This is a genomic window from Micromonospora sp. NPDC049523, from assembly GCF_040676775.1.
Taxonomy (GTDB): domain Bacteria; phylum Actinomycetota; class Actinomycetes; order Mycobacteriales; family Micromonosporaceae; genus Micromonospora_G.
Window position 1 is genome coordinate 239,842 of the sequence record NZ_JBFAPP010000001.1, and the last position, 26,834, is coordinate 266,675.

Sequence of the window (26,834 nt, forward strand, 5' to 3'; positions counted from 1 at the left end):
GTCCTGGGGTGCGGTTGTCAGCCGCGCGGGGTGACCGTCACCGAGATCGTGATCGGTGCGGTCGGGGTCTTGGCGCTGTCACTGCTCACCAGCACGGTGGCGGTGTAGGTGCCCGGAGCCAACCCCGTGGTGTCGACGGTGAGGTCGAGCTTGCCCTTCTCCCCCGGATCGACCTGCCCGGACTGCGGGGTCACCGCCAGCCAGGGCACGTCGCTGTACGCCATGGAGCCGTCCACGTGGTACACGGCGGCGCGGTACGGCTGCCGGTTTGCCTGGCCGACCAGCCACAGGTCACCGTTGTCGTCGAGTTCGATCCCGGCGCCGCTGAGCGGGTCCGGGTCCGGGTCCGGAATCGAACCGAGCGTGGCGCAGGTGTCCGGGTTCATCGCCCAGATCGCCTCGGTGCTGTCCTGGTTGATCCCCCAGAGCACGTTGCGCTGCTCGTTGAGGGCGAGCCCGGTGATCCACGGTGTGGCCGGCACACACTGGCCGAGCACCGCGCCCGGTTCGGCGTGCGACAACCCGGCCAGGTGCTGGATCTTCCCGTCACCGGCGAGGTAGAACGTGTCGTCGGCGGACCGGTAGGCCAGCCCGTAGTACAGCTTGCCCGCCCACGGACCGGTGATGGTCTGCTTGACCTCGTAGGTGTCGGGGTCGAAGCAGACGATCGGCAGCGGGTCCACGATGGACATGCTCGGCCCGCACATCAGGTCCTTGCCCGGCACGTACGCCAGGTCCGAGGGCCAGCCGTTCATCGTCACGACACCCTTGCCGAGCGACTTGCCGGCGGTGTCGAAGCGCTGCATCTGGCCCCAGAAGTAGCTGTCGGAGACCAGCAGTTCACCGTTGCGGTAACCGACACCGTAGGCGTTGTAGAGGTCGGGGATCGGGAACGATCCGAGCACCCGGCCGGGGGTGGTGACCGGTGGCGTCGGGGAGTCGATCTCCCTGGCGGTCCAGTTCGCCGGCAGACCGCCGTGGTTGTTCAGGTTGACCGACACGCTCCGGGTCCCACCGGTCGGCGCGGTCACCGCCACGCTGCTCTTGGCGGCGAGCAGTAGCGGCGCCCGCATCGCGAGATCCTGCTTCTGCAGCACCGCCTCGGCGACCGTGAGGGTCACCGCCGGCAGGTCGTAGCCGGACTTGGCGGCACCGACCGAAACCTCACCGGTCGGCACCTCCACCTGGTAGAAACCGTCCGCGTCGGTGGTCGCGGTGACCGGGGCGGTCCCGGACGGGGTGAACCGTACGGTCGCGCCGGCCAGCGGCTGGCGGTCGTTGGCGTCGGTGACGGTGCCGCGTACCAGGCCGGTGCCGGGAACCCGGAAGGTGATCGCGGTGGCCTCGTCGAGCACCGGGGCGTCGACCGAGTACGTGAGCGCCGCACCACCGGCGGCGTCTGAGATGCCCACGGTGGCGCCGGCACCGGTACCCGCCGTACCGAGCTTGCGGTACTGGAGGGTGATGGTGCCGTTCTCGCCGAGCAGCAGTTGGAAGTCGACCCGGGTCTGCGGTGCCTTCTTCAACGCCGCCCTGGTCCAGCTCACCAGGAACTGCCGGTTCGGTGCGCTGCCGGTGACCCGGGTGCGGACCGTCGACTGGTGGTCCAGCACCAGGTCGTCCCAGTACGCGTACACCGCCGCCGCCGGGATCGCCGGTGCGGGCAGGGCGGTGTTGTCGCCGCCGCCGCTCTCGCCGAAGGCGACGTAACCGTTGCTGCTCACGGTCAGCTTGCGCTGCGGCTGACCGTAGAAGGTCACCGCGAACGGCAGGTCGACCGCGCGGCTGGCCTCGTCGCCGGTGAGCGGCAGCACGCTGCCACCGGTCACCCAGGCGGCGGGGGCCACGCCGGCGGCGTACCCGTGCCGGTCGGTCTTCGCGGCCAGGCTGACGTCGAGCGTCTCCTCGCCGTCGACGGTGAGTGGGACGGTCTTCGGCGCCAGCCAGCGGCCGTAGTCGACCAGCACGTCGTAGTCGGCCTCGGGCAGCATGCCCGAGTAGCGGCCGTCGGTCCCGGTGACGAAGGCGGGGAAGGTTTCCCCGGCCAGCGCCACCGTGGCGCCCGCGGCGGGCTGACCGGCCGGATCCCGGACGATTCCGTGTACGGGGTGCCACGGCGCACTGTCGGACAGGTCGATCGTGGCGTTGGCGGTTCCGTCCGCCGTTACCGTGACCGTCTGCCGCTGCGTACGTTGCGCGAAGACGCTCGCGGTGAGGGTGTACTCGCCGGCCGGGACGCGTCCCAGTTCGACCCGCCCCTGCCCGTCGGTGTGCCCGCTGCGGGTGAGCACACCGGAGGCGAGGGTGACCTTGGCGCCCGGCATCGGGCCGCCGGACCGGGTGGTGGTCACCACGACCCCGCCGACCTGTCCGGCCGGTGCCTGACTGACCAGCGCGTACGCGTCGAGCCGGCCCTCGCCGTAGACCCCGTTGTCGGCGGCGGTACCGCCACAGCTCAGGTCCTCGACGTCGTGCGCGGTACGGTCCAGCAGCTCACGGGTGGTCGCCACGTCCCGCCGCAGGTTCGGCACCGCCGACCAGAGCAGCGCGATCGCGCCGGTCAGGTGCGGTGAGGCCATCGAGGTGCCGTCGGCGGAACCGTACTGGCTGCCGGGCAGGCTGGAGACGATGCCGACGCCGGGTGCGGTGATGTCGGGACGGATCACACCGTCGCGCGCCGGTCCCCGGCTGGAGAAGTCGGCGATGGTGCCGGTGCTGTCGGTCGCGCCGACCGCGTACGCCAGCGGGCTGGTGCCGGGGTAGCCGGCGGTGCCGCAACCGGCCCGGCCCTCGTTGCCGGCGGAGAAGGACGGGAAGATGCCGGCGGCCGCCCAGGTGGTCAGGATCTCCTCGTAGAAGTGGTTGCCGTCGTCGGCCCCGCCCCAGGAGTTGTTGATGACGTCCGGCGCCAGGTCCGGGCGCGGGTTCTGTCCGTTGTGGTCGGTCGGCGCGACCATCCACTGCCCGGCGGCGAGCAGGGCACTGTCGGAGCAGGTGTTGATCTCACAGCCCTTGGCCGCGATCCACTTCGCGCCGGGTGCGACACCGGTGACCGTGCCGGCGCCGTCGTCGCCGAGCACGGTGCCGACGGTGTGCGTGCCGTGGCCGTAGTTGTCACAGGGTGTCGAGCCGCCGCAGAGGCCGGTGGGGTCGAACCAGTTGTAGTCGTGGGTGAAGCTGCCGTCGCCGTTGTTGCCCCGGTACTGGCGGACCAGCGCCGGGTGGTCGTACTGGACTCCGGTGTCGATGCTGCCGACGACGATGCCCTCGCCGCGTACGCCGTAGGAGTCCCATACCTTGTCGGCGCCGAGCTGGGTGAGGTTCCACGGCAGCGCGCCGGCGGTGGTGGTGCTGCCGGCGGTCTTCACCGGGTCGGTCAGCCGGGTCACACCGACCGGGCTGATCCGGGCCACCTCGGGCCGGGCGGCCAGTTCCGTCACCAGGGACAGGTTCCCGGTCACCTCGATCGCGTTCGCGATCCAGTACGGGGTGAAGCTGCTTCCCCGCTCGCGCAGCAGCGTACGGAGTCCGCGCTGGGTCTTCTCCGCGTGCGCGACCTTGGTCTGGTAGACCTTCGTCGTACGGGCGACGCGGCCGGCCCGACCGGCGGTCCCGCGCTCGACCCGGGCTAGTTCCGCCTCGTCCAGCTTCGCCTCGTCGGCGAGCCGCACGAGGAAGGTCGTGCTGCTGCCGTCCGACAGCGACCGGAGTACCGGCATGTCCACCTTGCGGTTCGCGTCGGGTGCGCTGGCCGGCGCCGCGCTGACCGGCGGAGCGGCGACCGCCCCGGTGGGCAGCGCGAGCAACGCGCTCAGCCCGATCGCGGCTCCGCACACCCATCGTGGTGTGCGGCCTCTGAACCTACCCATCGACCTTCTCCTCCTCGGGCGGGCGCACATTCCGGAACGCCGCCGTCGCCGATTCTGGGCCGGTCGGTGCTCGGTTCGCGGGCGTGACCCATGGCGGATCAAGGACATGGCGGAACCCCGCCAGATTTGTGACAGGCAGGGACATCGGATCGCGACGGAACCGGCCGCACCGTCACACGCCGGCAACATTGGCAGCCGGTAAAGGGGCACCTGGAGGCGTGCCCTCGGCGGCCGGGTCGTCATCGGCAGCCGTCCGGCAGCCCGTCCTACCGCCGGGCTCTGCTGGTCGACGCCGCGCCGGAGCCCTCACCACCCGCGCCGGGCTGCGGGCAGGGGCCGTACGCTGCTGGTCGTGCTGATCCTGCTGCCACCCTCGGAGGGGAAGACCGCGCCCCGGTCCGGCCGCCCGCTGAACCTGGACACGCTCACCCTGGGCGAGCTGAACCCCGGCCGGGAACGGGTGCTGGACGCACTGGTCGACCTCTGCGCGGCCGACGACCGGGAACGGGCGCGTACGGTCCTCGGGCTGAGCGCGGGGCAGGACGGGGAGATCGACCTCAACGCCCGGTTGCGGAGCGCGCCGACCCAACCGGCGGCCAAGGTCTACACCGGGGTGCTCTACGACGCCCTGGACACCGGCAGCCTCACCCCGGCGGCCCGCACCCGGCTGCGGCGGTCCGCGTTGGTCTTCTCCGGCCTCTGGGGCGTGGTCCGGGTGGACGACCGGATCCCGGCGTACCGGTGCGCGATCGGGGTCGGTCTGCCGGGGGTGGGCGGGCTCACGCCGTACTGGCGGGGGGTGCTCGAACCGGTGGTCACCGAGGCCGCCGACAGCGGGCCGATCCTCGACCTGCGCTCCGGCGCGTACGCGGCGATGTGGCGGCCGACCGGGCGTACCGCCGAGCGGACGGTCGCCGTACGGGTGCTGCACGAGCAGGTCGTGAACGGGGTGAGCAGCCGATCCGTGGTGAGCCACTTCAACAAGGCCACCAAGGGGCGGCTGGTCCGCGACCTGTTGCTGGCCGGTGCGGCACCACGCAGCCCGGCGAAGCTGGTGGAGGCGCTGCGCGACCTGAAGTACACCGTCGAGGAACAACCCGCCGCCACCGGCAAACCCCGCCAGCTCGACATCGTGGTCAGCGAGCTGTAGCGGCGGTCCTATCCGGGGTGGGCCGCGCCGATCGGGGTCACCAGCGCCTCGATCCGCCGACCGGCCTGGTCGACCGAGGTGGTGCCGACGGCGGCCCGCAGTCGGATCGCCCGGTCCCGGTAGCCGTGCTCGTCGAGCAGCCGGCGCATCAGCGCCGCCGCCCTCGGCGGGTCCCACTGGGTCGACGGCAGCCACTCCCCCACCCCGAGCCGGCGCAGGCGGGCGCCGGTGTCGGGCTGGTCGAAGCTGTGCGCGAGCACCAGTTGCGGCACCCCGGCGGCGAGACACCGGGCGATCGTGCCGGTGCCGCCGTGGTGGACGACCACGGCCGCCCGGGGCATCACCTCCCGGTACGGCAACCAGCGGAACCAGTGCACACCGGTCGGCAACGTCGCCGGCAGCAGTTCCCGGTACGGCGTCACCAGCAGCACCGTACGGCCGGCGTCGAGCGCGGTGGGCACCGATGCGGCGTAGAAGTCGTGCAGCAGCATCTGTCCGCTGCTGCCGGCGACCAGGACCGGTGGCACCTCACCCGCCAGCGCCTCTTCCACCTCGGCCGGAAGCGATCCCGGATCGGCGGGGGCGGCGGCTTCGGCGTCGAGCAGGAAGCCGACCTTCGCCACCCGGTCGGGGGTGGGGTCACCGGCGGCGTCGAACCAGCGCGGCCAGAGCCCGAGTTGCAGGTCGGCCGAGCCGAGCCAGGCGGCCCAGTCGTCGACCGGCGCCAGCCCGAACTCCGCCCGAAGCTGGTCGATCGGCCCGGCCAGGGCGGTCCGGTGCAGGTGTTCGGTGACCGGCAGCAGCAGGTGCTGGGCCGGGGTCATCGCCGCCCAGGCCACCGGCAGGCCGAGCAGTTCCGCCGCGATCAGCGTCGACAGCCCCGAGGTGTGCCGGCCGACCAGCACCGTCTGCCCCGGTACGGCCAGCTCACGCAGTGTCTCGACCTCCAGCCGGAGCTGGCCGAACAGGTTCGTCCGCCGGTAGTGCGCGAGCAGGTCCGGCGGGCTCGGCGACCCGACCCGGTCCAGCAGGATCCGGCGGGCGTCCTCGAGGTAGGCGGCGTACTCCTCGGGGGTGTCGATCGGGACGTATCCGAGGCCGGCCCGGCGTACCGGTTCCGCGTAGGGGGCGTGGGTGAGCAGGGTGACGTCGTGGCCCCGGCCGCGCAGCCCGGCGCCCAGGTGGATCATCGGCCATACGTCGCCGTGGGTACCGTGACTGACCAGCAGGACGGTTGCCACCGCGCGGCCTCCTCGTCGGTGCGGGGCGGGACCCGCCCGCCGACACATCGGTCCACCGGCCCCGTCGGCGCCGCGGGCGCCACGTTACGTCCCGCCCCACCCGGCGTCGATCGGCCTACGGGCTGCCGACCCGTACCCGGTTGTCCCATTGGCCGGCAGCGCCGGTTCTCTGCCACCCCGGACCGGCACCCTGAGGACCGGCGCTGACCCTCACACCCGGTACGGTCTCGCCCCCACGAGAGACCGGCCTCGGGTGTCGCCTAGTTCCAGGTGAAGCCGGTCCTGGTACGCGGCCCGGACTCCTTCTTCGTGACCCGGTCGGTGGCCACGACACTGATGGTGATGCCTCGACGATCCATGACAGCCTTCCCCCCTTGACTGCTGGGACGCGCGGCTCGACGTCCCTGCCCTGTCAGGAGAAGGCCCGGCTCAGACAAGACGCTTAACGCCCGCTGAACACGTCGCACAGTCCGGGTCGGCCCTGTCCGGCACGCCGAGCGCGGCGAACGCGTCGACCGCCGCCCGCCAGGCGGGCACGGCGATGTCGTGCTGCCCCAGGGCGCACCGGGCTCGGGCGATGCCGTGCAGCGCACGGGCCTGCTGGTAGCGGTCGTCGATTCGGCGTACGTGCTCGAAGTCGCGCAGTGCCGCCTCCGGCTCGCCCGCGGCCAGCCGGAGCAGGCCGAGATTGTGGCGTACCTCGCCGCGCAGCGTCGGGTCGTCCACCACGGCACTGATCGCGAGTGCCTCGTTCAGGTGGTCGTGCGCCTCGGCGAACTCGCCCCGTACGGTACGCACCCCGCCGAGCCCGCAGAGCGCTTCGCCCATGTGCCGCCCGTCGCCGAGGGGTCGGAACCGTTCGAGCGCCTCCCGGAAGTGCCCGTCGGCGGTGTCGAGTTCGTCGTTGTGCCGGTGGACGTGCCCGAGATTGAGCGTTGCCGCCGCCTGGCCGTAGCGGTAGCCGAGTTTGTCGAACAGGGCCAGTGCGCGTTGGGTGTGTTGCAGTGCCTGGGCGGCGTCGCCGAGGCGGAGGAGGAATCCGCCCAGCGCGTTGTGTGCCACGGCCTCGCCGAACACGTCGTCGAGGTCCTGGCGCAGCGCCAGGGTCCGCAGGCCGTGCTCGACCGCCTCCGGGTAGCGGCCGGCGAGGTAGTGCACGATCGCGATGTTCATCAGCGTCCGGGCCGCGCCGGCCTGGTCGCCGAGCCCGTCGCGCAGCACCAGTGCCTGCTCGTAGACGGCCAGCGCGGCGTCGTGACGACGGGCTGTGTAGTGGGCGGCGCCGAGGCTGTTGAGCAGGTCGGCCTGCGCCAGGGTGTCGCCGGCGAGGCGGGCGGAGGACAGTCCCGTCTCGTGGGTGGTGGTCAGGTCGTCGACCAGGCCGCGGGCGAGCCAGTGCCGCCACATCGTGTTCGGCAGCCGCCACGCGTACTCGTGCAGGCCGAGGGCGGCGGCGAAGCGGGGGACGGCGACCAGGACCGAGCGCTCGACCTCCAGCCAATCGGTGGCGTCCCGTTGGTCGGCGAATTCACCGCCGGCCTTGTCGTCGCCGGTGTCGGTCTCCAGGAGCGCGACGGCGGCGCTGGCGCGTTCGAGGTACCAATCGAGCACCCGGGCGGCGGCGTCGCGGCGCTCCTGCCCGTTGGCGAGGCCGGCGGCGTAGACCCGCAGCAGGTCGTGCAGCCGGTAACGGTCGATCGACGTCTCCTCGACCAGGTGACCGGAGACCAGGATGGCGAGTGGTTCGTCCAGGTTCGGGTCGTCGCTCGCCCTGGACGCGGCGCGGACGTCGAAATCGTCACCCGGCATGGCGCTGAGCCGGCGGAACAGCGTCGCGGCGGCCGGCGGAAGTGCCAGGTACGACCAGGAGAACACCGCCCGGACGGCGGTGGACGGGTCGTCGGGTGGGGAGAGCAGGTCGATCCGCCGCGCCTCGTCGGCCAACTGCTCGGCCAGTGCCGTCAGGGTGAACCCGGGCCTGCGTACGGCACGGTGCGCCACCACCCGCAGCGCCAGCGGCAGTCCCGCGCACAGCTCGACCAACCGCCCGGCGGCCGGCGGTTCCGCGTCGACCCGCCGGTCGCCGACGATTCGGCGGAGCAGGGCCAGCCCTTCGTCGGTGGAGAGCGGCACCACGGCGACCGGGTGCGCGCCGTCGCGGGCGGCCAGACCGGCCAGTTCGGCCCGGCTGGTGACCACGACCAGGCAACCCGCGGCGCCGGGCAGCAGCGGCCGGACCTGTTCGGTCGAGCGGGCGTTGTCGAGCAGGAGCAGCATCCGGCGGCCGGCGAGCAGCGACCTGAACAGCGCCGACCGTTCCGCCTCGCTGTCGGGAACCTGTTGCGGGTGCACGCCGAGGGTGTGGAGGAACCCGGCGAGGACCGTACGCGCGGCTACCGGTTTGTCGGGCGCGTGGCCGCGCAGGTCGACGTAGAGCTGGCCGTCGGGGAAGCGTTCGGCGACGGAGTGTGCCCAGCGCAGCGCCAGGGTGGTCTTGCCGACACCGGGCGGGCCGACCAGTGTGACCAGCACCGGTGCCCCGGTCGCGTCGAGCAGGTTGTCCAGTGCGGCCAGGTAGTGGTCGCGCGCGACGAGTTCGGTCGGGGCAGCGGGTAGCTGCCGTGGCACCGTCTGCCGTGTCACGGCGGACGGGGTCGGGTTCTCGGCTGCCGCGGCGCTGTCGTTGAGCAGGAGCTGGTGCAGGTGCCTCAGGTCGGCGCCCGGTTCCACGCCCGCCTGTTCCACCAGCAGGTCACGCAGGTCCCGGTACGCCTCCAGCGCCTCGACCCGTCGCCCGCATCGGTGCAGGGCGAGGATGAGCGCCCCGGTGAGTCGTTCCCGGCCCGGATGTTCGGCGACCGCTGCGGCCAGTTCGGCCATGACGTCGTGGTGGCGGCCCAGTTCCAGGTCGACGTCGAGCCGGTCTTCGAGGGCGGCGAGCCGTTCCTCGGTCAGTGCGACGACCAGACGGTCCCGCAGCGGGCCGGTCGCGGTGTCGGCGAGCGCGTCGCCCCGCCACTCGGCCAGCGCGGCGGTGAGCAGCCGGCGCCGGACGGCCACGTCGGCGCTGTCGCGGGCCTCGCGTACGAGGGCGCGGAAGCGGTGCAGGTCGACGTCCTGCGGGTCGATGTCGAGCCGGTAGCCGCCGCCGGAGTGGACCAGCGTGGTGTCCGGCGTGCTGAACAGCTTGCGCAGCCGGGACACGTAGACCTGCAGTACGCTCCGCGCGCTCGTCGGCGGTTCGTCCCACAGGGCGTCGACCATCCGCGCGACCGGCACCGTTCGTCCCGCCTCGGACGCCAGGATCGCCAAGATGCACCGTAGCTGTGGCCCCGGTACGGCAATCAGCCTGCCCCCGTCGGTCAGCTCGACCGGCCCCAGGATCGCCACCCGCACTACGCCTCCCCCGATGTTTCGCGTGCCCGTGTCACGGCATCCGCACCTCAGGATTGTCCATGCTGGAGTCCACGGGCCCGTTCTACCGAACGGCACCGACATATCCCAACGGCCGGGATGGTTACTGAGCGTCCTCTTCGGCGAGCAGGAGTTCGATCTCGTCGTCGGAGAGCCGGTCCAGTTCGGCGAGCAGGTCGGTCAGCTCGGTTTCGTCGGCGCCGTCGAGCTGGCGCCGCCGGATCTCCCGGGACACCTCCGCGACCGTGAACGCCGGGGTGAACAGCAGCTCGACCGGCAGTTCGACCGCGTACACCTGCCGCACCCTGGCCATGAACTGGACCAGTTGCAGTGACTGCCCGCCGAGGGCGAAGAAGTTGTCCTCGGGTGTCGCGGGTCGCACCGCGAGCAGTTCCGCCCAGATCTGCATCACCCTCGCCTCGACCGGGTCCTCGACACCCGTGGCCGGCGGTACACCGTGGTCGGCGAGCACCGCGGCCCGGACCGCGGACGGGTCGGCGAGCGTGGTCGCGGTCCGCTCCACCACCCGCCAGGCTTCGAGGTGCGCTGCGGGGGTCGGCCGGTCGGGCTGCGCCGGGGGCGGCGGTGGTCGGTGGGTGGCGTGCGCGGGCGGCGCCGGCTGGTCGGATCCGCCTGGTCGATGGTGTACGCCGGCAGCCACGCTCGCCGGCAGCAGGTATCCGATCCGGGTCGACCCGTCGGGGCTCGCCTCCCGGGCCGTCCCGCCGTCGCCCGGCTCGGCGTCGCCCGGCTCGGCGTCGCCCGGCTCGGCGTCGGCCGGCTTGGCGTCGGCCGGCTTGGCGTCGGCCGGCTTGGCGCCGATTTCGGCGAGGAAGGCGCGGGCGGGACCGTTGCGGGCGGTGGGGACGAGCGACAGTTCGACCGTGGTCGCGCCCCGGTCCAGGGCTAGTTTGCCGAGGTGGGCGAGCATCCGGTGCTCGACCCCGCGGCCGAGCGCGCGGCAGCTCAGCAGGAACGTGTCGACCCGCAGCAGGTCGCCGTCGTGCGCGTACAGCATGGCGCCGACCAGGCCGTACTCGCCGAACCGGTCGGCCACGGTCACCACCAGGCACTCCAGGTCACTGGCGCGCAGGTCGCGCACGTCCCGGCGTACGGGGGCGAGGTTGAACTGGTTGGTCCGCTGGGTGAGTTGGGCGACCCGCTCGTGCTGGTCGGGCCGGGCTGGGTCGACGTCGACCCGCAGGGCCAGGCCGGCGTGGAATTCTGCCAGCGACAGTCCGCTGTCGCGCAGCGCCCGACGCTGGTTCTCCTGCTCGTAGCGCGCGCCCCGCTGACGGTCCTCGTCGGTCACCCGGTCGGTGTCCAGCGGCCAGCAGTGCCGCAGGAACGCCAGGGCCCGGCCGGCGTCGGCCGGGACCGTCAGTGCGAGCACCTCCGGGTACGCGGCGCGGACCTCGGCGATCTCGATCGGGCTGTCGTCGAGGAACACGAAGCTGTCCAGGCCGAGGTCGAGTTCCTCGGCGAGTGAGCGGAGGTTCTCCGACTTGGGCTGCCAGTTGACCCGGGTGGCGGTGAAATGTTCGGGTCGCAGCACCATGTCCGGGTGGCCGGCGAAGACCGCGTCGACGTCGGCGGCGTTGTTGCGGCTGCACAGGCAGAGCAGCCTACCGGCGGCTCGCTGGTCGACCAGCAGTTGCTGGAGCGCCCGGCGGTCCCGGTCGACGGTGAGGCCGCCGACCCCGTCCTCGCCGACGATCCCGGTCCACAGGGTGTTGTCGGCGTCGACCACGACCACCTTGGGACGCGGGCTGACGATCGCGTGCAGCGTACGGACCAACGCCGTTCCCAGGGCGGCGAAGAACTCCGGCGTGTACGGCACCCGCCCGAGCCGGTCGGCGTAGCCGTCGTGTGCCTCGGCGACCGGGTACCTGCCGGTCAGTTCGGCCGATCCGAGCAGGCGCAGGTGGGTGGTGCCGGTGACGCCGTCGCGTACCGTCCGCTCGGCCGCGTCACTCGTCCTCGGGTCGGTGCCGGGCGGGTCGGGGCAGATGGCGAGCAGCAGCGGGACGGTCGTCTCCCGGTCGGCGGCACGTAACGCGGCCACGAACCCGTCCGGGTCGGCGAGGTCGGTGAGCCGGACCGCGACGACGTTGACCCCGTCGCGGTTGGTCCGCAGTGCACCACCGGGATCGAGCAGTTGCTGGAACACCTGGCCGTACGGCGCGAAGCTGACCGCCATCGGCAGCGCCAGTTCTCCGGCCCAGAACCGGAGCACCTCGGCCAGTGGTTCGGCGGTGAACGAGGCGGCGACGCGTACCGTCAGCACGCGCGGTTCATCCAGAGGTGGCGGCGATCCGGGCGCGCAGCGACGCCGGCCGCATGTCGGTCCAGACCTGGTCGACGTACTCGAGGCACTCGCCCTTGGTGCCGGCCTTCCCGACCTGACGCCAGCCGGCCGGCGGCGGGGTGCCGTCGCGCCAGATGGAGTACTGCTCCTCGTCGTTGATCACCACGACGTAGCTGGTGGTGTCCTCGTCTTCGTCGTACATCGTTTGCTCCGCCTCGAATCCGGGGGGTGAACGGGGCATGACCATCGGTACGGATCACTGTGGCTGTGCACGTTTTCATTGCGGCCCGACGCCTGTCAAGTGTCTGTCGGCGGGTCGGAAAAACGCCCGAGAGCGGACCCAACTGTTAGGACAGTGATCTCTACTGTTAGGACTAATTACATATCGACGAAGTGCTCGTTACGGTGGGTGCCACGCGGGGGCGGCAGTCGACCAGCACCAGGTACGCAGACGAGAGGGCGCCATGCTGACCCATCCGGTGCGCACCGACGCCACCACCGTACCGGCGTTGCTCGGTGCCCGCGCGGAGATCGAACCGGACCGGATCGCGCTGGTTGTCGACCACTCGGAGGAACCGGACGGCGGCCCGGACCGGTTGACTTTCGGGCAGTGGCGGACCCGCGCCAACTCGGTCGGGCACGGGCTGCTCGCCCGGGGCGTCCGACGCGGTGACCGAATCGGCCTGCACTTCGACGGGTCCGACTGGGTCGGCTTCGCGGTCGCGTACGCGGCGGTCACCTCGGTCGGCGCCGTCGCCGTCCCGCTGCCCGAACGCGGAACCCCGGCACAGCTGCGGGACCTGCTCGACCACTGCGCGGCCAGCGGCCTGGTCCAGGGCACCGGCGACGAGCTTCGGCCACGGGACGGCTGGACGGCCACCCTGGACGACCTCGACCGGGGTCCGGCGGAACCGGTCGGCGTGCTGGTCGAGCCAGCCGACCTCGCCCAGATCATCTTCACCTCCGGCACCACCGGGCGACCCAAGGGAGTCTCGGCCAGCCACGCCAACCTGACCTTCGGGCTGCTCCCCCGGCCCCGCCGCCGGCCACTGGCCCACTCGCGACACTTCCTGCACGCGTTCCCGCTGGGCACCAACGCCGCCCAGACCATGCTGCTGCACGCCCTCGCGGCCCAACCGGCCGCGCTGGTCCTGCCCCGGTTCGACCCGGAACGGTTCGCCGCGCTCGTCGCCGCGTACCGGGTCGGCACGGTGTTCGTGGTGCCGGCGATGGCGATCGAGCTGCTCAACACCGGCACCCCGCAACGCCACGACCTGTCCAGTGTGCTGCTGCTCGCCTCGACCGCCGCGCCGCTGCCCGGCGCGGTCGCCCGCGCGCTCAGCGCCGCGCTGCCCGACGCCACCATCGTCAACAACTACACCTCGACCGAGGCCGCCCCGGCGCACACCACGGTGGTCTTCGACCCGGACCGCCCGGCCGCGCTCGGCCGTCCGGCCGCCGGGGCCGAACTCCTGATCGGCGACCCCGACGGCGTACGCCTACCGCCCGGCACGGTCGGCGAGGTGTACCTGCGCTCGGACACCCTGCCCCGCGCCTACTACGGCGACGAGGACGCCAGCGCGGCGGTGTTCCGGGACGGCTGGGTACGGATGGGCGACCTCGGCTACCTGGACGCCGACGGCTACCTGCACCTGGTCGACCGGGAAAGCGACCTGGTCAAATCCGGTGCGTTCAAGGTCTCCACGCCGCACGTCGAGGCGATCCTGCACGAGCACCCGGCGGTCGCCGACGCGGCCGTGGTGGGCGTACCGCACGAGACGATGGGCACGATGCTCGCCGCGGTGGTGGTGGCCCGTACCCCGGTGGAACCGGCCGAGCTGCGCGGCTGGCTCGCCGAACGGCTCGCCCCGCACGAGCGGCCGACCCGGCTGCTGCTGGTCGACGCGCTGCCCCGCAACGACGGCGGGAAGCTGCGCAAGAACGAACTGCGGCAACTGTTCACCGCCGCGACGCGACCGGAGCACCGGACCCCGCCCGCGACACCGACCGAGGTCAGACTCGGCGCGCTGTGGACGCGGGTGCTGTCGGCGGCGCAGGTCGGGCGGGACGACGACTTCTTCGCCCTCGGCGGCGACTCGTTGCGGGCCACCCAGCTCGCCACGCTGGCCACCGAGAGCTTCGGGGTGACCGTACCGGCGTCGCTCGCCTTCGACCAGCCGGTGCTGCACGCACAGGCCCGGTGGCTCGCCGACGCCACCCCGGTCACCCGACCCGAGCAGACCGGTACGGACACCGTCATGGCGTACGACGAGGTGCCGCTGAGCGCGCAGCAGGAGAACTTCTTCAACTGGATGTACGCCACCGACGAGCCCCGTGACGTCGGCCCGATCAGCGTGGCGATCCGGATCCTCGACGACTTCGACCCCGAACTCCTGCGGCGCAGCCTGGACCTGCTGGTCCGCCGGCACGAGTCACTGCGTACGGTCTTCGCCGACGCCGAGGGTAGGGCCGGCAGGGCGGGCGGGCAGCGGGCGTACGTGCGACCGGACTGCCCACCGAGGGTGACGGTCGTCGCGGCCGACGGCCCGGACGCCGAGTCCCGGCGGGCGCACGCCGCCACGATCGTGCGGACCGACCGCGAACACGGCTTCGACCTGGCCAACGGTCCCCTGGTCCGGGCGGTGGTGGTCCGGCTCGACGCCGACGACCACGTGCTCGGGCTGGCCGTGCACCACCTGGTCTTCGACGGCTGGTCGATGGGGGTGCTGCTACGCGAACTCGGGCTGGTCTACTCGGCCCTGCGCGCCGGCCGCCCGGTGGTGCTGCCACCGCTGCCGGTGCCGTACCCGGAGGCGGTGCGCTGGACCCGCGAGCAGTGGCCCCGCACCCGCGAGTTCTGGTCCCGCCGGCTCGACGGCGCACCGACCAAGATCGAGCCGTTCCCGGGGCGGCGGCGGGCGGTCCGGCTGCGCAGCGACTCACTGGAGTTCCGGCTCGACCGCGAGGCCGCCGACCGGCTGCGCGGCTTCGCCCGCGACCGGGGCGCGAGCACGTTCATGGTGGCCGCGGCGGCCTGGGTGGCGGTGCTGTCCCAGTTCACCGGGGCCCCGGAGATCATGCTGATGTCCCCGGTGCCGGGCAGGACCCGGCCGGAGTTCGAACCACTGCTCGGCTGCCTGGTGCAGTCGCTGCTGCTGCGGATCGACGCCCGCGCCGACCCGACCTTCGACGAGTTGCTGGAACGGGTACGGAGCACCGCACTGGACGCGATCGACCACCAGTACTACCCGTACGCCGAGTTCTATCCGCGGTTCCCGAACTCCGCCTGGCTGCGGTTCGAGAGCTGGGGTGGGGTGACCCACTTCCCGGGGCTGGACTCGGAGCCGTTCGAGCTGCCCCGGGCGCTGGACGCCGACTGGCCGACCCCGAACGGGGAGCCGGATCTGGGCGTACCGGAGTTGGCGCTGCTCGAACAGCCGGACGGGTCGATCTCCGGCTGGTTGCTCTGGAACTCGTACGCCTTCGATCGGTCCACAATGGAGCGTTTAGCTGAGATGCTGGTCCGGCTGGGCGCGTACGCACCGGACCGGGCCGGTCGGCGGCTGTCCCAACTGATGGAGGCGATGTGACCACGGTGCAGATCCCCCGGCGCAACCGGCGCCCGGCCACCACCGCCCAGCACGGCATGTGGTTCACCGAGCGGCTGGGTACGGCCGGTTCGGCGTACCACATGCCGGTGCCGATCCGGCTCGACGGCGAACTCGACGTGCTGGCGCTGATCGACGCCTGCGCGGCGCTGGTGGCGCGGCACCCGGTGCTCGGCAGCTCGTTCGAGGAACACGACGGTGAGCTGTTCTCGGTCCCGGCGCTGATCAGCCCCCGGGTCACCCTGACCACGGTTCCCTCGACCGAGGCGGAGGACGCGGAGAACCTGCTCGCCGAGCTGGTCCGGGCGGAGACGCTGCGGCCGTTCGACCTGCGGCACGGGCCGCTGACCCGGTTCACGCTGTTCACGTCCGGGCCGGAGCGGCACCTGCTGCTGGTGGTCGCACACCACCTCGTCTTCGACGGCGAGTCCAAGGACATCCTGGTCCGCGACCTGGGCGAGCTGTACCGGGGCTTCGCCGACGGCCGTACCCCGGACCTGCCGCCGCTGCCCGTCTCGTACGCCGAACATGCCGGCGCGGAATCGGCCCGGCTCGCCGCCGAACTCGCCCCGGCCGGCGAGTTCTGGGGCCGGCACTGGCACGAGCCGGCACCGGTGGTGCTGCCCGGCCTGCGTCACCAGCAGCCGGCGGCGGCACCCGGCGACACCGTGGACCACCTGTTCGACCAGTGTCAGCGCGTCGCGCTGGCCGGCACCGCCGACCTGCTCGGCGCCACCCGGTTCGAGGTGCTGCTCGCCGCGGTGCAGGCGCTGCTGCACCGGTACGGCAACACCGAACCGACCGTCGCGGTGGACCTCGGCACCCGTACCCCGCTGACCCGCGAGTGTGTCGGGCTGTTCGTCAACGAGTTGCCGGTCACCGGCACACCCCGACCGGACCAGACGTTCCGTGACCTGGTCGCCGCGACCCGGACCGCGCTGCGGGACCGGTACCCGTTCCGGGCCGTCCCGCTGGCCCGCGCCACCGCCGGGGTGAAGCCACGGATCGCCCTGGCGCCGGTATCGATCAGCTACCGGCGGCGACCCAGCCGACCGCCGTTCGCCGAGCTCACCGCCGACGTCGAGTGGTTGGCGTTCAACCACACCGCCCGCAACGCCCTGCACCTGCAACTGCTGGACAGCCCGGAGCAGCTCGCGCTGCGCCTCCAGTACGGTCGGGACACCCTCGACCGGGCCGACGCCGAACGGATCGCGGGGCATTTCGGCACCCTGCTCGCCGCCGCGACGGCGGCGCCGGACACCCCGCTGGCCGACCTCGACCTGGTCGACGACCACGAATCCGACCTGCTGACCACCTGGTCCCGTCCCGCCTCGGTCGAGCGAGCCGCCGCCGCGCCGACCCTGCCCGAGCTGTTCGCCGCCCGGGCGGCGGCGGCACCGGACGATCCGGCGATCATCTCCGGCGACCAGACCTGGACGTACGGGCAACTGTCGGCCGCCGTGGACCGGCTCGCCGCACACCTGCGCGGGTACGGCGTGCGTCCCGGTGACCGGGTGGCCGTGCTCGTACGCCGTACCCCGGCTCTGCCGGTCGCCCTGCTCGGTGTGCTCCGGGCCGGCGCCGCGTACGTGCCGCTGGACCCGGACCACCCGGCCGCCCGGCTGGACGCGATCCTGGCCGACGCGGCACCGACGCTCCTGGTCACCGACCAGCCGTCCACCGGCCTGTCCCACTCCTGCCCCACCGTGGCACCGCTGGGCGACGACGAGCCGGCGCATCCGGTCCCCGACAGCGCCCCGCACCCGGGCGACCTGGCCTACCTGATCTACACCTCCGGATCCACCGGGCAGCCGAAGGGCGTGCAGATCGAGCACCGGGCGCTGGCGAACCTGCTGCTCGGGATGCGGGACCTGCTCGGATCGGAGCCCGGTCACGGCTGGCTGGCGCTCGCCTCGGCCGCGTTCGACATGTCCAAACCGGAACTGTTCCTGCCACTGGTCACCGGCGGCCGGATGGTGCTCGCGTCCGAGGCCCAGACCAGGGACGGGACCGCGCTGCACGACCTCGTACGCCAGCACGGGGTGACCCACGTACACGCGACGCCGTCGACCTGGCGGCTGCTGCTGGACGCCGGTTTCGACCAGCCGGACGTGGTGGGGCTTAGTGGCGCCGAACCCCTGCCGCCGGCCCTGGCCCGGGAGCTGCGCGGCCGGGTGGCACGGTTGTGGAACCTGTACGGCCCGACCGAGGCCACCGTCTGGTCCACCGTCCGGGAGCTGCCCGAGACGGTGGAGACGATCGGCATCGGCGAACCGATCGCCAACACCCGGCGGTACCTGCTCGACGGTCGGCTGAACCCGGTTCCGGTCGGTATCGCCGGGGAGGTCTATCTCGGCGGGAGCGGCCTGGCCCGGGGCTACCTGAACCGTCCCGCGCTGACCGCCGCGCACTTCGTGCCCAACCCGTACGGGCCGGCGGGGTCGCGGCTCTACCGCACCGGCGACCTGGCCCGTTACCGGCACGACGGCGAGGTCGAGTTCCTCGGCCGGATCGACAACCAGGTCAAGATCCGGGGGTACCGGGTCGAACTCGGCGAGATCGAGACGCACCTGGGCCGGCACCCGGACGTGCTCGACTGCGCGGCGGTGCTGCGCGACCGGGAGGGCACCGGGCCGGTGCTGGTCGCGTACGTGGTCCGGCGGGCCGGGGGCACCGATCCGACGCCCGCTCGGCTGCGCCAGCACCTGGCCGGGACGCTGCCGGCGTACCTGTTGCCGAACCTGTTCGTCGAGCTGCCCCGGCTACCGCTGACCGGCAACGGCAAGCTCGACCGCCGGGCACTGCCGGACCCGCCCGCCGAATCCGGCACCGGGCCCGATCCGGCGACCGAAGCACAGCCGGGCTACACCGGTGTGGCGCGCGAGATCTTCGAGATCTGGCGGCAGGTGCTGCGGATCGACGACATCGGCCCGGACGACGACCTGTTCGACCTCGGTGGGCATTCGCTGACCGTCACCCAGATCGCCGCCCGGATGCGCCGGCAGCTCGGCATCGACCTGCCGCTGCACGTCTTCTTCGACTCGCCGACCATCAACGGCCTGGTCGCCGCGTATTCGACACAGGCGGGGAGTTCGCCGCAGGAATCCACCACCACGATCGAAGGCACCGTCCAATGAGGAGGCAACCCGTGCCATCCACCGCCGACCCCGACGCCGGCACACCGACGGCACCGGCGTCGCGTACCAACCTGGAGAGCGTGGTCGCGCTGTCGCCGCAGCGGCAGGCGCTGCTGGCCCGCCGGCTGGCCCAGCGCGGGTTGGCGGCGGTGACCGAGCCGGTCATCGCCCGGCTGCCGCGTACCGGGCCGGACCAGTTGTTCACCTGCTCGTCCGGGCAGCAGCGAATGTGGTTGGCCAGCCAGTTCGACCCGTCGGACCCGTCCTTCCACGTGTCGATGTCCCAGCGCTTCGGCGGCCGGCTCGACGTCGCCGCGCTGCGTCTGGCCCTGACCGACCTGGTCGACCGGCACGAGGTCCTGCGCACCGTCTATCTCGGCGCCGACGGTGCGCCGCGCCAGCTCGTCCGGCCGCCGGAGCCGGTGCCGCTGCCCGAGGTGGACCTGCGTGACCTGCCGGTCGCCGACCGGGAGCCGCGGGCCCGCGCGCTGGCCCGGCACGCCTTCGCGGTGCCGTTCGACCTGGCCACCGGGCCGGTGCTGCGGGCGACCCTGTACCGGCTGGCCGACGACGACCACGTGCTGATGATGACCAGCCACCACATCGCCATCGACGGCTGGTCGATCGGCAACGCGCTGCGTGAACTGGCTGCCCTCTACACCTGGCGGCTGTCGACGCCCGAGGCCGGTCCCGGCACGTCGGCCGCCACCGGGCCGCCGCTGCCCGCGCTGCCGATCCAGTACGCCGACTACGCGCACTGGCAGCACGAATCACTCACCGAGGGTGAGTTGGCCGACGGGTTGGACTTCTGGCGCCGGCAGCTCGCCGCACCCCGGGTCGACCCGGAGCTGCCGATCGCCCGCCGCCGTGACGAGCCCGGTAACGGTGCCGGTGCCGGTGGCAAGGTCAGCCTGCCGATCGGTCCGGAACTGCTGGACAAGCTGCGTACGGCGGCCGGCGCGACCCGCGGCACCACGCCGTTCGTCACCCTGCTGACTGCACTCAAGGCGCTACTGGCCCGTTACCTCGGGCAGAGCGACGTCACCGTCGGTACGCTCGTCGCCGCCCGTACACACGTGGAGCTGGAGCCGCTGATCGGCTACTTCGCCAACCCGCTGGCGTTGCGTACCCGGATCGACCCCGACCTGACCTTCGCCGACGCGGTGGCCCGGGTACGTCGTACGGTCATCGACGGGTTCGCGTACCAGAGTGTGCCGTTCGACCTGGTGGTGCAGGAACTGGCGCCGCGGCGGGACGCCCAACGGCACCCGTTCTTCCAGGCCGCGCTGATCCTGCACAACTTCTCCGAGGGTTCGCGGCCGGACTGGCCCGGTCTCGACGTGCGCTGGTGGGACAGCGAACTGGACGACATGCTGTTCGACCTGACCCTGGTCGCGGTGCCGCAACCCGACGGTGGGCTGGAGGCGACGTTCTCGTACCGGACCGAGGTCTTCGACGCCGCCGACGTGGAACGGCTCGCCGCCGGCTTCCGCCAGCTCCTGCACGGGATCGCGGCCGATCCGGGGCGGCGGCTCGGCGACCTGTCGCTGCTGACCCCGGCGGATCGGCAGCGGGCGCTGGTCGACTGGCAGGGGCCGACCCGGGAACTGCCGCCGCAGGCGGCCACCTTCCCGGCGCTCTGGGCCCGATCGTGTGCCCGTTCGCCGGAGGCGATCGCGGTCGCGGCGGACGATCGCGTGCTCTCGTACCGGGAACTCGACCTGCGGGCGAACCAGCTCGCGCACCGGTTACGGGCCGGCGGGGTCGGGCCGGAGACGCCGGTCGGCATCTGCCTGGACCGTACGTCGGAGCTGCTGGTGGCGGTGCTCGGTGTCTGGCGGGCCGGTGGCGCGTATGTGCCGCTGGACCCGGCCTTCCCCGCCGGCCGGCTGCGGATGATGGTCGACGACGCGGCCGTCCGGCTCCTGGTGACCGAGCAGCGGGTGGCCGACCGGATGGGCGAGCTGTGCGACGCGATCCCCGAGGTGGTCCGCCTGGACCTGGACCGGGCCGAGTTGGACGCGCTGCCGGACGATCCGCCGGCCGCCGACCCGCACCCCGACCAACTCGCGTACACGATCTTCACCTCGGGTTCGACCGGCCGTCCGAAGGGCGTCGAGGTCAGCCACGGCGCGGTCGGCAACCTGCTGCTCGCGTTCGGCGAATCGCTGGCGCTCACCCCGGCCGACCGGCTGCTCGCGGTCACCACGCTCTCCTTCGACATCTCCGTGTTGGAGTTGCTGCTGCCGCTGGTGTCCGGGGCGCGGGTGGTGGTCGCCACGAACGCGGAGGTCGTCGACGGCGCCGCGCTGCTGGCCCGGGCCCGCTCCAGTGGCGCGACCGTGCTCCAGGGCACCCCGGCCACCTGGCGGATGCTGCTCGCGGCCGGTGAACTGCCGGCGTCCGTACGGCACCGGCTCTGCGGCGGCGAGGCGTTCTCCCGCGACCTGGCCGAGCGGCTGTCCGGCGGGACGCTGTGGAACGTGTACGGCCCGACCGAGACCACGGTCTGGTCCGCCGCCGGAGTGGTCGAACCGGAGCCCTCGGCCGGGCCTGAGCCGGTGACGTCCGAGCCGGTGACGATCGGGCCGCCGATCGTGAACACCCGGATCTACCTGCTCGACGGGCGCGGGCAGCCGGTGCCGATCGGAGTCACCGGCGAGGTGCACATCGGCGGGGCGGGCGTGGCCCGCGGTTACCGTGGCCGACCGGCGCTGACCGCGCGGCGTTTCGTCCCGGACCCGTTCGGCACCGCACCGGGGGGCAGGCTCTACGCGACCGGTGACCTGGCCCGGCACCTGCCCGACGGCCGGATCGAGTTCCTCGGGCGCGGCGACCAGCAGGTGAAGATCCGTGGCTTCCGGGTCGAGCTGGGTGAGATCGAGTCGGTGCTGCGCGAGCAGGAGAACGTACGGGACGCGGCGGTAGCCGCCTGGAGCGACGGCGCCGACGGTGACGCCCGGCTGGTCGCGTACGTGGTGCCGGAGACGGCCACCGACGCGGCACAGCTCTGGAGCCTGCTGCAACCCCGGTTGGCGCTGCGGCTGCCGGCGTACCTGATCCCGGCGACGTTGGTGCCGCTCGACGCGCTGCCGCTGACGCCGAACGGCAAACTCGACCGGGCCGCCCTGCCGGCGCCGACCTGGGGCGCGACCGACTCCACCCCGTACGTGGCCGCCCGTACGCCGGTCGAGGCGGCGATCGTGGGGATCTGGGAGGAGGTCCTCGGGGTGCAGCCGATCGGGGTGGACACCGACTTCTTCGCCCTCGGCGGGCACTCGCTGCTGGCCGAACGGGTGCTGTCCCGGCTGCGCGCGTACTTCCAGCTCGCGGCGCCGACGCGGGTGCTGTTCGACGCACCGACCGCCGCTGGGCTGGCCGCCGCGCTGATCGAGCTGGAACCGGTCCCCGGTCAGGTCACCGCCATCGCCGAGGTACGGGCGGAGATCGAGGCGATGTCGGCGGAGGACGTGGCGACGCTGCTCGGCGACGGCGGGGCCGGATGACCGGGCGGACCGACGAACTGCTGGCGGTCCTGCTGGCGCGGCGGGGTTTCGCGCTCACCGCGAGCCAGACCGTCCGCCCCGGTCCACGAGGACCGGAGATGCCGCTCTCCCCCGCGCAGCAGCGGATCTGGTTCCTCGACCGGCTCGGGGTGGGCGACTCGGCGTACCTGATGTCGGCGGCGTACCGGCTCGGCGGGGTGCCCGACGTGCCGGCACTGACCGACGCGTTGCGCCGACTGGTTCGGCGGCACGAGCCGCTGCGTACCGCGTTCCTGGACCGGGACGGGCACGGGGTGCAGGTGATCCGGCCGGCCGACGACCCGGACCTGGCGGTGACGCTGCCGGTGGTGGACCTCGGTGACCTGCCGGACGACTCGCGGGAGCGCGGGCTGCTGCGGCTGGCCCGGCACGAACTGGCCCGGCCGTTCGACCTCGGCCGACCGCCGCTGGTCCGGGGCACGCTGGTCCGGCTGGCACCCGACGACCACCTCCTGCTGCTGGTCTTCCACCACATCGTCTGCGACGACGTCTCCCTCGACCTGCTCACCGGTGAGCTGACCGCCACCTACGACGCGCTGGTCACCGGCCGCGAGCCGGCGCCGGCACCGCTGCCGGTCCAGTTCGCCGACTACGTACGCTGGCTCGCCGGTCGTGATCCGGAGGTGCTCCGGGCGCAGGAGTCGTACTGGCGCGAACACCTGACCGGTGCGCCCGCGCTGCTGGAGCTGCCGACCGACCGGCCACGCCCGGCGCCGGTCGACGCGCCCGCCGGCAGTGTCCGGTTCACCCTGCCCTCGGAGTTGACCGTGGCGGTCGAGCGGTTGCGGCAGCAGACCGACTGCACCCTGTTCACGGTGCTGCTGGCCGCGTTCACCGTGGTGCTGGCCCGGCAGAGCGGTCAGTCCGACGTGGTGGTGGGCGTACCGGCGGCGAACCGGTCGCTGCCGGAGCTGGAGACGATGGTCGGGATGTTCGTGAACACCCTGGCCCTGCGTACCGACCTGTCCGGTGACCCGACGCTGCGGGAGGTGCTGGACCGGGTTCGCCGCACCTGCGTCGGCGGGCTCGGGCACCGTGAGGTGCCGCTGGAACGGGTCACCGAGATCGTCGCCCCGGACCGCAGCGCCGGCCACCATCCACTGTTCCAGGTGATGTTCGTGCTCAACTCCGGCAGCGGCGAGGCCGGTGTCGACGCACCCACCATGTCCGGGCTGACGGTGTGTACGGCCGGGATCGGCAACGGCACCGCCCGGTTCGACCTCACCCTGGTCCTGGACGCGGGCGGTGACCGGCTGACCGGCCAGCTCGACCACAACACCGGCCTGTACGACCGGACCACGGTCGAACGTCTGGTCGACCGGTTCGAGCAGGCCCTGCTGGCGCTGACCTCGACACCGGATCGTCGACTGTCCGAGCTGGACCTGTTCACCGCGTCAGAGCGGGTGCTGCTGGTCGGCGGCCTGCACCCTGCACCACTGCCGCCGACCGAACCGGGGTTCGTCGACGAACTGGTGGCGGCACAGGCGTCCCGTACGCCGGACGCCCCGGCCGTGTACGGCGACGGCGGTTTGGTCACCTACGCCGAACTCGACCGGTGGGCCGACCGGCTCGCCGGTCGGCTGCGGGCGGCCGGTGTCGGGCCGGACGTGCCGGTCGGGTTAGTGTTGCGGGCCGGTCCGGCGGGCATCGCCGGGCTGCTCGGCATCCTCCGGGCCGGTGGCGCCTACCTGCCGCTCGATCCGACCCACCCACCGGAGCGGCTGGTCGACCTGCTCGCCGACGCAGGTGCCGCCGTCCTGCTCACCGCCGGCCCGTACGCGCACACCGTCGCCACCTTCGCCGGCACGGTGATCCGAGTGGACGACACCACCCCCGCCCCGGCCGACCCCCCTCCCCCTCCGAATCGGCACCCGGAGCAGCTCGCGTACGTCATCTACACCTCCGGATCGACCGGGCGGCCGAAGGGTGTGATGGTCGCGCACGACACCGTCACCAGGTTGGCGTCGGCGTTCCGGGACGTGCACGGCTTCGGTCCCGGGCAGCGGATCCTGATGATCCCGCCGCTGACCTTCGACGCCTCCGTCGGTGACATCTTCCCGGCGCTGGTCAGCGGCGCCGCGCTGGTTGTCCACCCGGAGCCGGCCGCGCTCACCGGACCGGCCCTGCTGGACCTCTGCGTCGAGCAGCGGATCACCGCGGTCGACGCACCGTCGGCGCTCTGGCAGCGCTGGGTGGACGACCTCGCCGACCATGAGCTGCCGGCCGACCTGCCGTTGACCGTGATGATGGTCGGCGGTGAACGGGTGCCGGCCGGCAAGCTCGCCGAGTGGAACCGCCTCACCGGCGGCCGGATCAGCTTCTTCAACCACTACGGTCCGACCGAGGCGACGGTCTGCGCCACCGTCCACGCCGCCGGTCAGTCGGGCAGCACGGTCGCGGCCTCGGACGAGTTGCCGATCGGCGGGCCGCTGCCGCACGTACGGGCGTACGTGCTGGATCCGGGCGGTCGGCTGCGACCGGTCGGCACCCCCGGTGAGCTGTACCTGGGTGGCGACTGCCTGGCCCGGGGTTATCTCGGCCGGCCGGAGCTGACCGCGCGGGTGTTCGTGCCGGATCCGTTCTCCGGTACGCCGGGCGCGAGGCTCTACCGCACCGGCGACCTCGCGAAGGTACGTGCCGACGGTGAGCTGGAGTTCCTCGGTCGGGTGGATCGCCAGCTCAAGATCCGGGGTCACCGGATCGAGCCGGCCGAGGTCGAATCGGTGCTCGGCCAGCATCCGCTGGTCGGCGAGACCGTGGTGGTGGCCCGTGACCAGCGTCTGGTCGCGTACGTGGTGCCGCGCTCGGGCGCCGCCGTACCGGATCCTGACGAGCTGCGTACCTTCCTCCGGGGCCGGTTGCCGGACTTCCTGGTGCCGGCCGGGTTCGTGTCGCTGGACCGGCTGCCGCTGACCGCGCACGGCAAGGTCGACCACCGTCGGCTGCCCGCACCGGAGCCCGGTTCGGCGCACCCGTTCGTGCCCGCCGGTACGCCGACCCAGGCCCGGCTCGCCCCGATCTGGGCGGAGGTGCTGGGCCGGGATCGGGTCGGTGCCCGGGACGGCTTCTTCGACCTCGGGGGCCATTCGCTGCTGGCCGCCCCACTGCTGGCTCGGATCAACCGCGAGTTCGGCGTCGCACTGCCGCTGCGTACGCTCTTCGACGCCCCGCACCTGGACACGTTCGCCGCCGCCGTCGACGCCGCACTGTCCGGCACCGGGCGGCCCGGTCCGGTCGCCGCCGCCCTCACCGCCACCGGTCGGCCCGATCCGGTCGCCAGCCTCGTGCAGCCAGCCGGCGTCGACCTGTGGGCCGAGGCCGTGCTGCCGGACGACGTATGCGCCGATCTCGGGAAGCTGCCGCCGGCCGAGCACGATCCGGCCCGGCCGGCGCACGTACTGCTCACCGGGGCCACCGGGTTCCTCGGTGCGTTCCTCCTCGACGACGTGCTCCGGCACACCACCGCCGAGGTGCACTGCCTGGTCCGGGCCGGTTCGGTCGGCGCCGCGATGGTCCGGGTCGAGGACAACCTGCGCCGGTACGGGCTGTGGCGAACCGAGTACGCGGCCAGGATCGCACCCGTACTCGGTGACCTGGCGCAACCGCGACTGGGGCTGTCCGCACCGGACTTCGCCGCGCTCGGTGCACGGCTCGACGTGATCTACCACAACGGTGGCGCGGTGCACTTCGTGCATCCGTACCGGCGGTTGAAGGCGGCGAACGTGGACGGCACGGTCGAGGTGCTGCGGCTGGCCGGGCTGGGTCGGGTGAGCGCCGTACAGCACGTGTCGACGCTCGGCGTCTACCTCGGTCCCGTGGACGGGTCACGTACCGTCAGCGAGGCGGATCCGCCGGACCGGCCGGACGGGTTGTGGGGCGGTTACAACGAGAGCAAGTGGGTGGCGGACCGGTTGGTGCAGGCGGCGCGGGAGCGGGGGCTGCCGGTGTCGATCCATCGGCCGGCTCGGATCACCGGCCACGGCGGCACCGGTGCCGGCAACACCGACGACTACTTCAGCCGCCTGCTGAAGACGTTTGTCCAGGTGGGAGCCGTACCGGCGCTCGACTTCCCGGAGGATCTCGCACCGGTCGACTACGTCGCCGCCGCGATCGGGCACCTCTCCCGCCGCACCGACACCGCCGGCCGCGACTTCCACTACTACAACCCGAGAACCATCCGGTACGCGGAAATCGTCGACATCCTGCGCGAGCGGGGCTACCCAATCCGGTCCCTGCCGTACGAGCGCTGGTACGCCGAAGTGGTCGAGGCGGCACAGCACTCGGCGGAGATCGGACTCGGGCCGTTCCTGGCGGGGCTGCCGCCGACGATGGGTCCCCGGGAGCACCCGACGTTCGACTGCACCGGCACCGAGCGGGCGGTGGCGTCGGCCGGGATCCACTGTCCGGCGGCCGACGGCGTACTGCTCGGACGGTATGTCGACTTCTTCGTCCGTACCGGATTCCTGTCCGGACCGGGCTGACCAGCGTCACCTGCGGTCACCGGCTCCCGGTGCACGCGACGCCGGCCGATCCCCCGAACCTCGTCGGGTGGATCGGCCGGC

The 26,834-nt window shown here is 72.7% G+C and carries 10 protein-coding genes; 5 read left to right on the forward strand and 5 right to left on the reverse strand.

Annotated elements, in window-relative coordinates; translation table 11 throughout:
* Window positions 1-17: 17 nt before the first annotated feature.
* Window positions 18-3,869 (reverse strand): S8 family serine peptidase, encoded by a 3,852-nt coding sequence (locus AB0J90_RS01120; protein WP_363590830.1) that lies wholly within the window; start codon window positions 3,867-3,869, stop codon window positions 18-20.
* Window positions 3,870-4,221: 352 nt separating this feature from the next.
* Here AB0J90_RS01120 and yaaA point away from each other — a divergent pair, with 352 nt between their 5' ends.
* Window positions 4,222-5,019 carry a peroxide stress protein YaaA gene (yaaA, locus tag AB0J90_RS01125; RefSeq protein WP_363590832.1) on the forward strand — a complete coding sequence of 266 codons (798 nt, stop codon included), beginning with the start codon at window positions 4,222-4,224 and terminating at the stop codon, window positions 5,017-5,019.
* Between the two features lie 8 nt (window positions 5,020-5,027).
* Here the strand turns inward: yaaA and AB0J90_RS01130 are convergent, their stop codons facing one another.
* The 4 genes from AB0J90_RS01130 to AB0J90_RS01145 form a co-directional block, all read right to left on the reverse strand.
* Complete coding sequence (locus AB0J90_RS01130; RefSeq protein WP_363590834.1) at window positions 5,028-6,260, reverse strand: nucleotide disphospho-sugar-binding domain-containing protein; 1,233 nt, start codon at window positions 6,258-6,260, stop codon at window positions 5,028-5,030.
* A 429-nt stretch (window positions 6,261-6,689) separates the two neighbouring features.
* Complete coding sequence (locus AB0J90_RS01135; protein WP_363590836.1) at window positions 6,690-9,656, reverse strand: BTAD domain-containing putative transcriptional regulator; 2,967 nt, start codon at window positions 9,654-9,656, stop codon at window positions 6,690-6,692.
* A gap of 121 nt (window positions 9,657-9,777) precedes the next feature.
* Window positions 9,778-11,961, reverse strand: a complete 2,184-nt coding sequence (locus AB0J90_RS01140; RefSeq protein WP_363590838.1) for an HAD-IIIC family phosphatase — start codon at window positions 11,959-11,961, stop codon at window positions 9,778-9,780.
* A gap of 7 nt (window positions 11,962-11,968) precedes the next feature.
* Complete coding sequence (locus AB0J90_RS01145) at window positions 11,969-12,184, reverse strand: MbtH family NRPS accessory protein (protein WP_363590840.1); 216 nt, start codon at window positions 12,182-12,184, stop codon at window positions 11,969-11,971.
* A gap of 262 nt (window positions 12,185-12,446) precedes the next feature.
* On the opposite strand from AB0J90_RS01145, the gene AB0J90_RS01150 reads away from it, so the two are divergent.
* From AB0J90_RS01150 to AB0J90_RS01165, 4 genes are read left to right on the forward strand one after another with little or no spacing between them, the layout of a single operon-like run.
* Complete coding sequence (locus tag AB0J90_RS01150; protein WP_363590842.1) at window positions 12,447-15,572, forward strand: AMP-binding protein; 3,126 nt, start codon at window positions 12,447-12,449, stop codon at window positions 15,570-15,572.
* Complete coding sequence (locus AB0J90_RS01155; protein ID WP_363590844.1) at window positions 15,569-18,727, forward strand: amino acid adenylation domain-containing protein; 3,159 nt, start codon at window positions 15,569-15,571, stop codon at window positions 18,725-18,727. The genes AB0J90_RS01150 and AB0J90_RS01155 overlap by 4 nt, the downstream gene beginning before the upstream one ends.
* Window positions 18,728-18,738: 11 nt before the next feature.
* A complete protein-coding gene (locus AB0J90_RS01160; protein ID WP_363590846.1) occupies window positions 18,739-22,233 on the forward strand; it encodes an amino acid adenylation domain-containing protein in 3,495 nt (1,164 codons plus the stop codon).
* On the forward strand, window positions 22,230-26,753 hold the full coding sequence (locus AB0J90_RS01165; protein WP_363590848.1) for an amino acid adenylation domain-containing protein: 4,524 nt from the start codon (window positions 22,230-22,232) through the stop codon (window positions 26,751-26,753). Before AB0J90_RS01160 ends, AB0J90_RS01165 begins: the two co-directional genes overlap by 4 nt.
* Window positions 26,754-26,834: the final 81 nt, after the last annotated feature.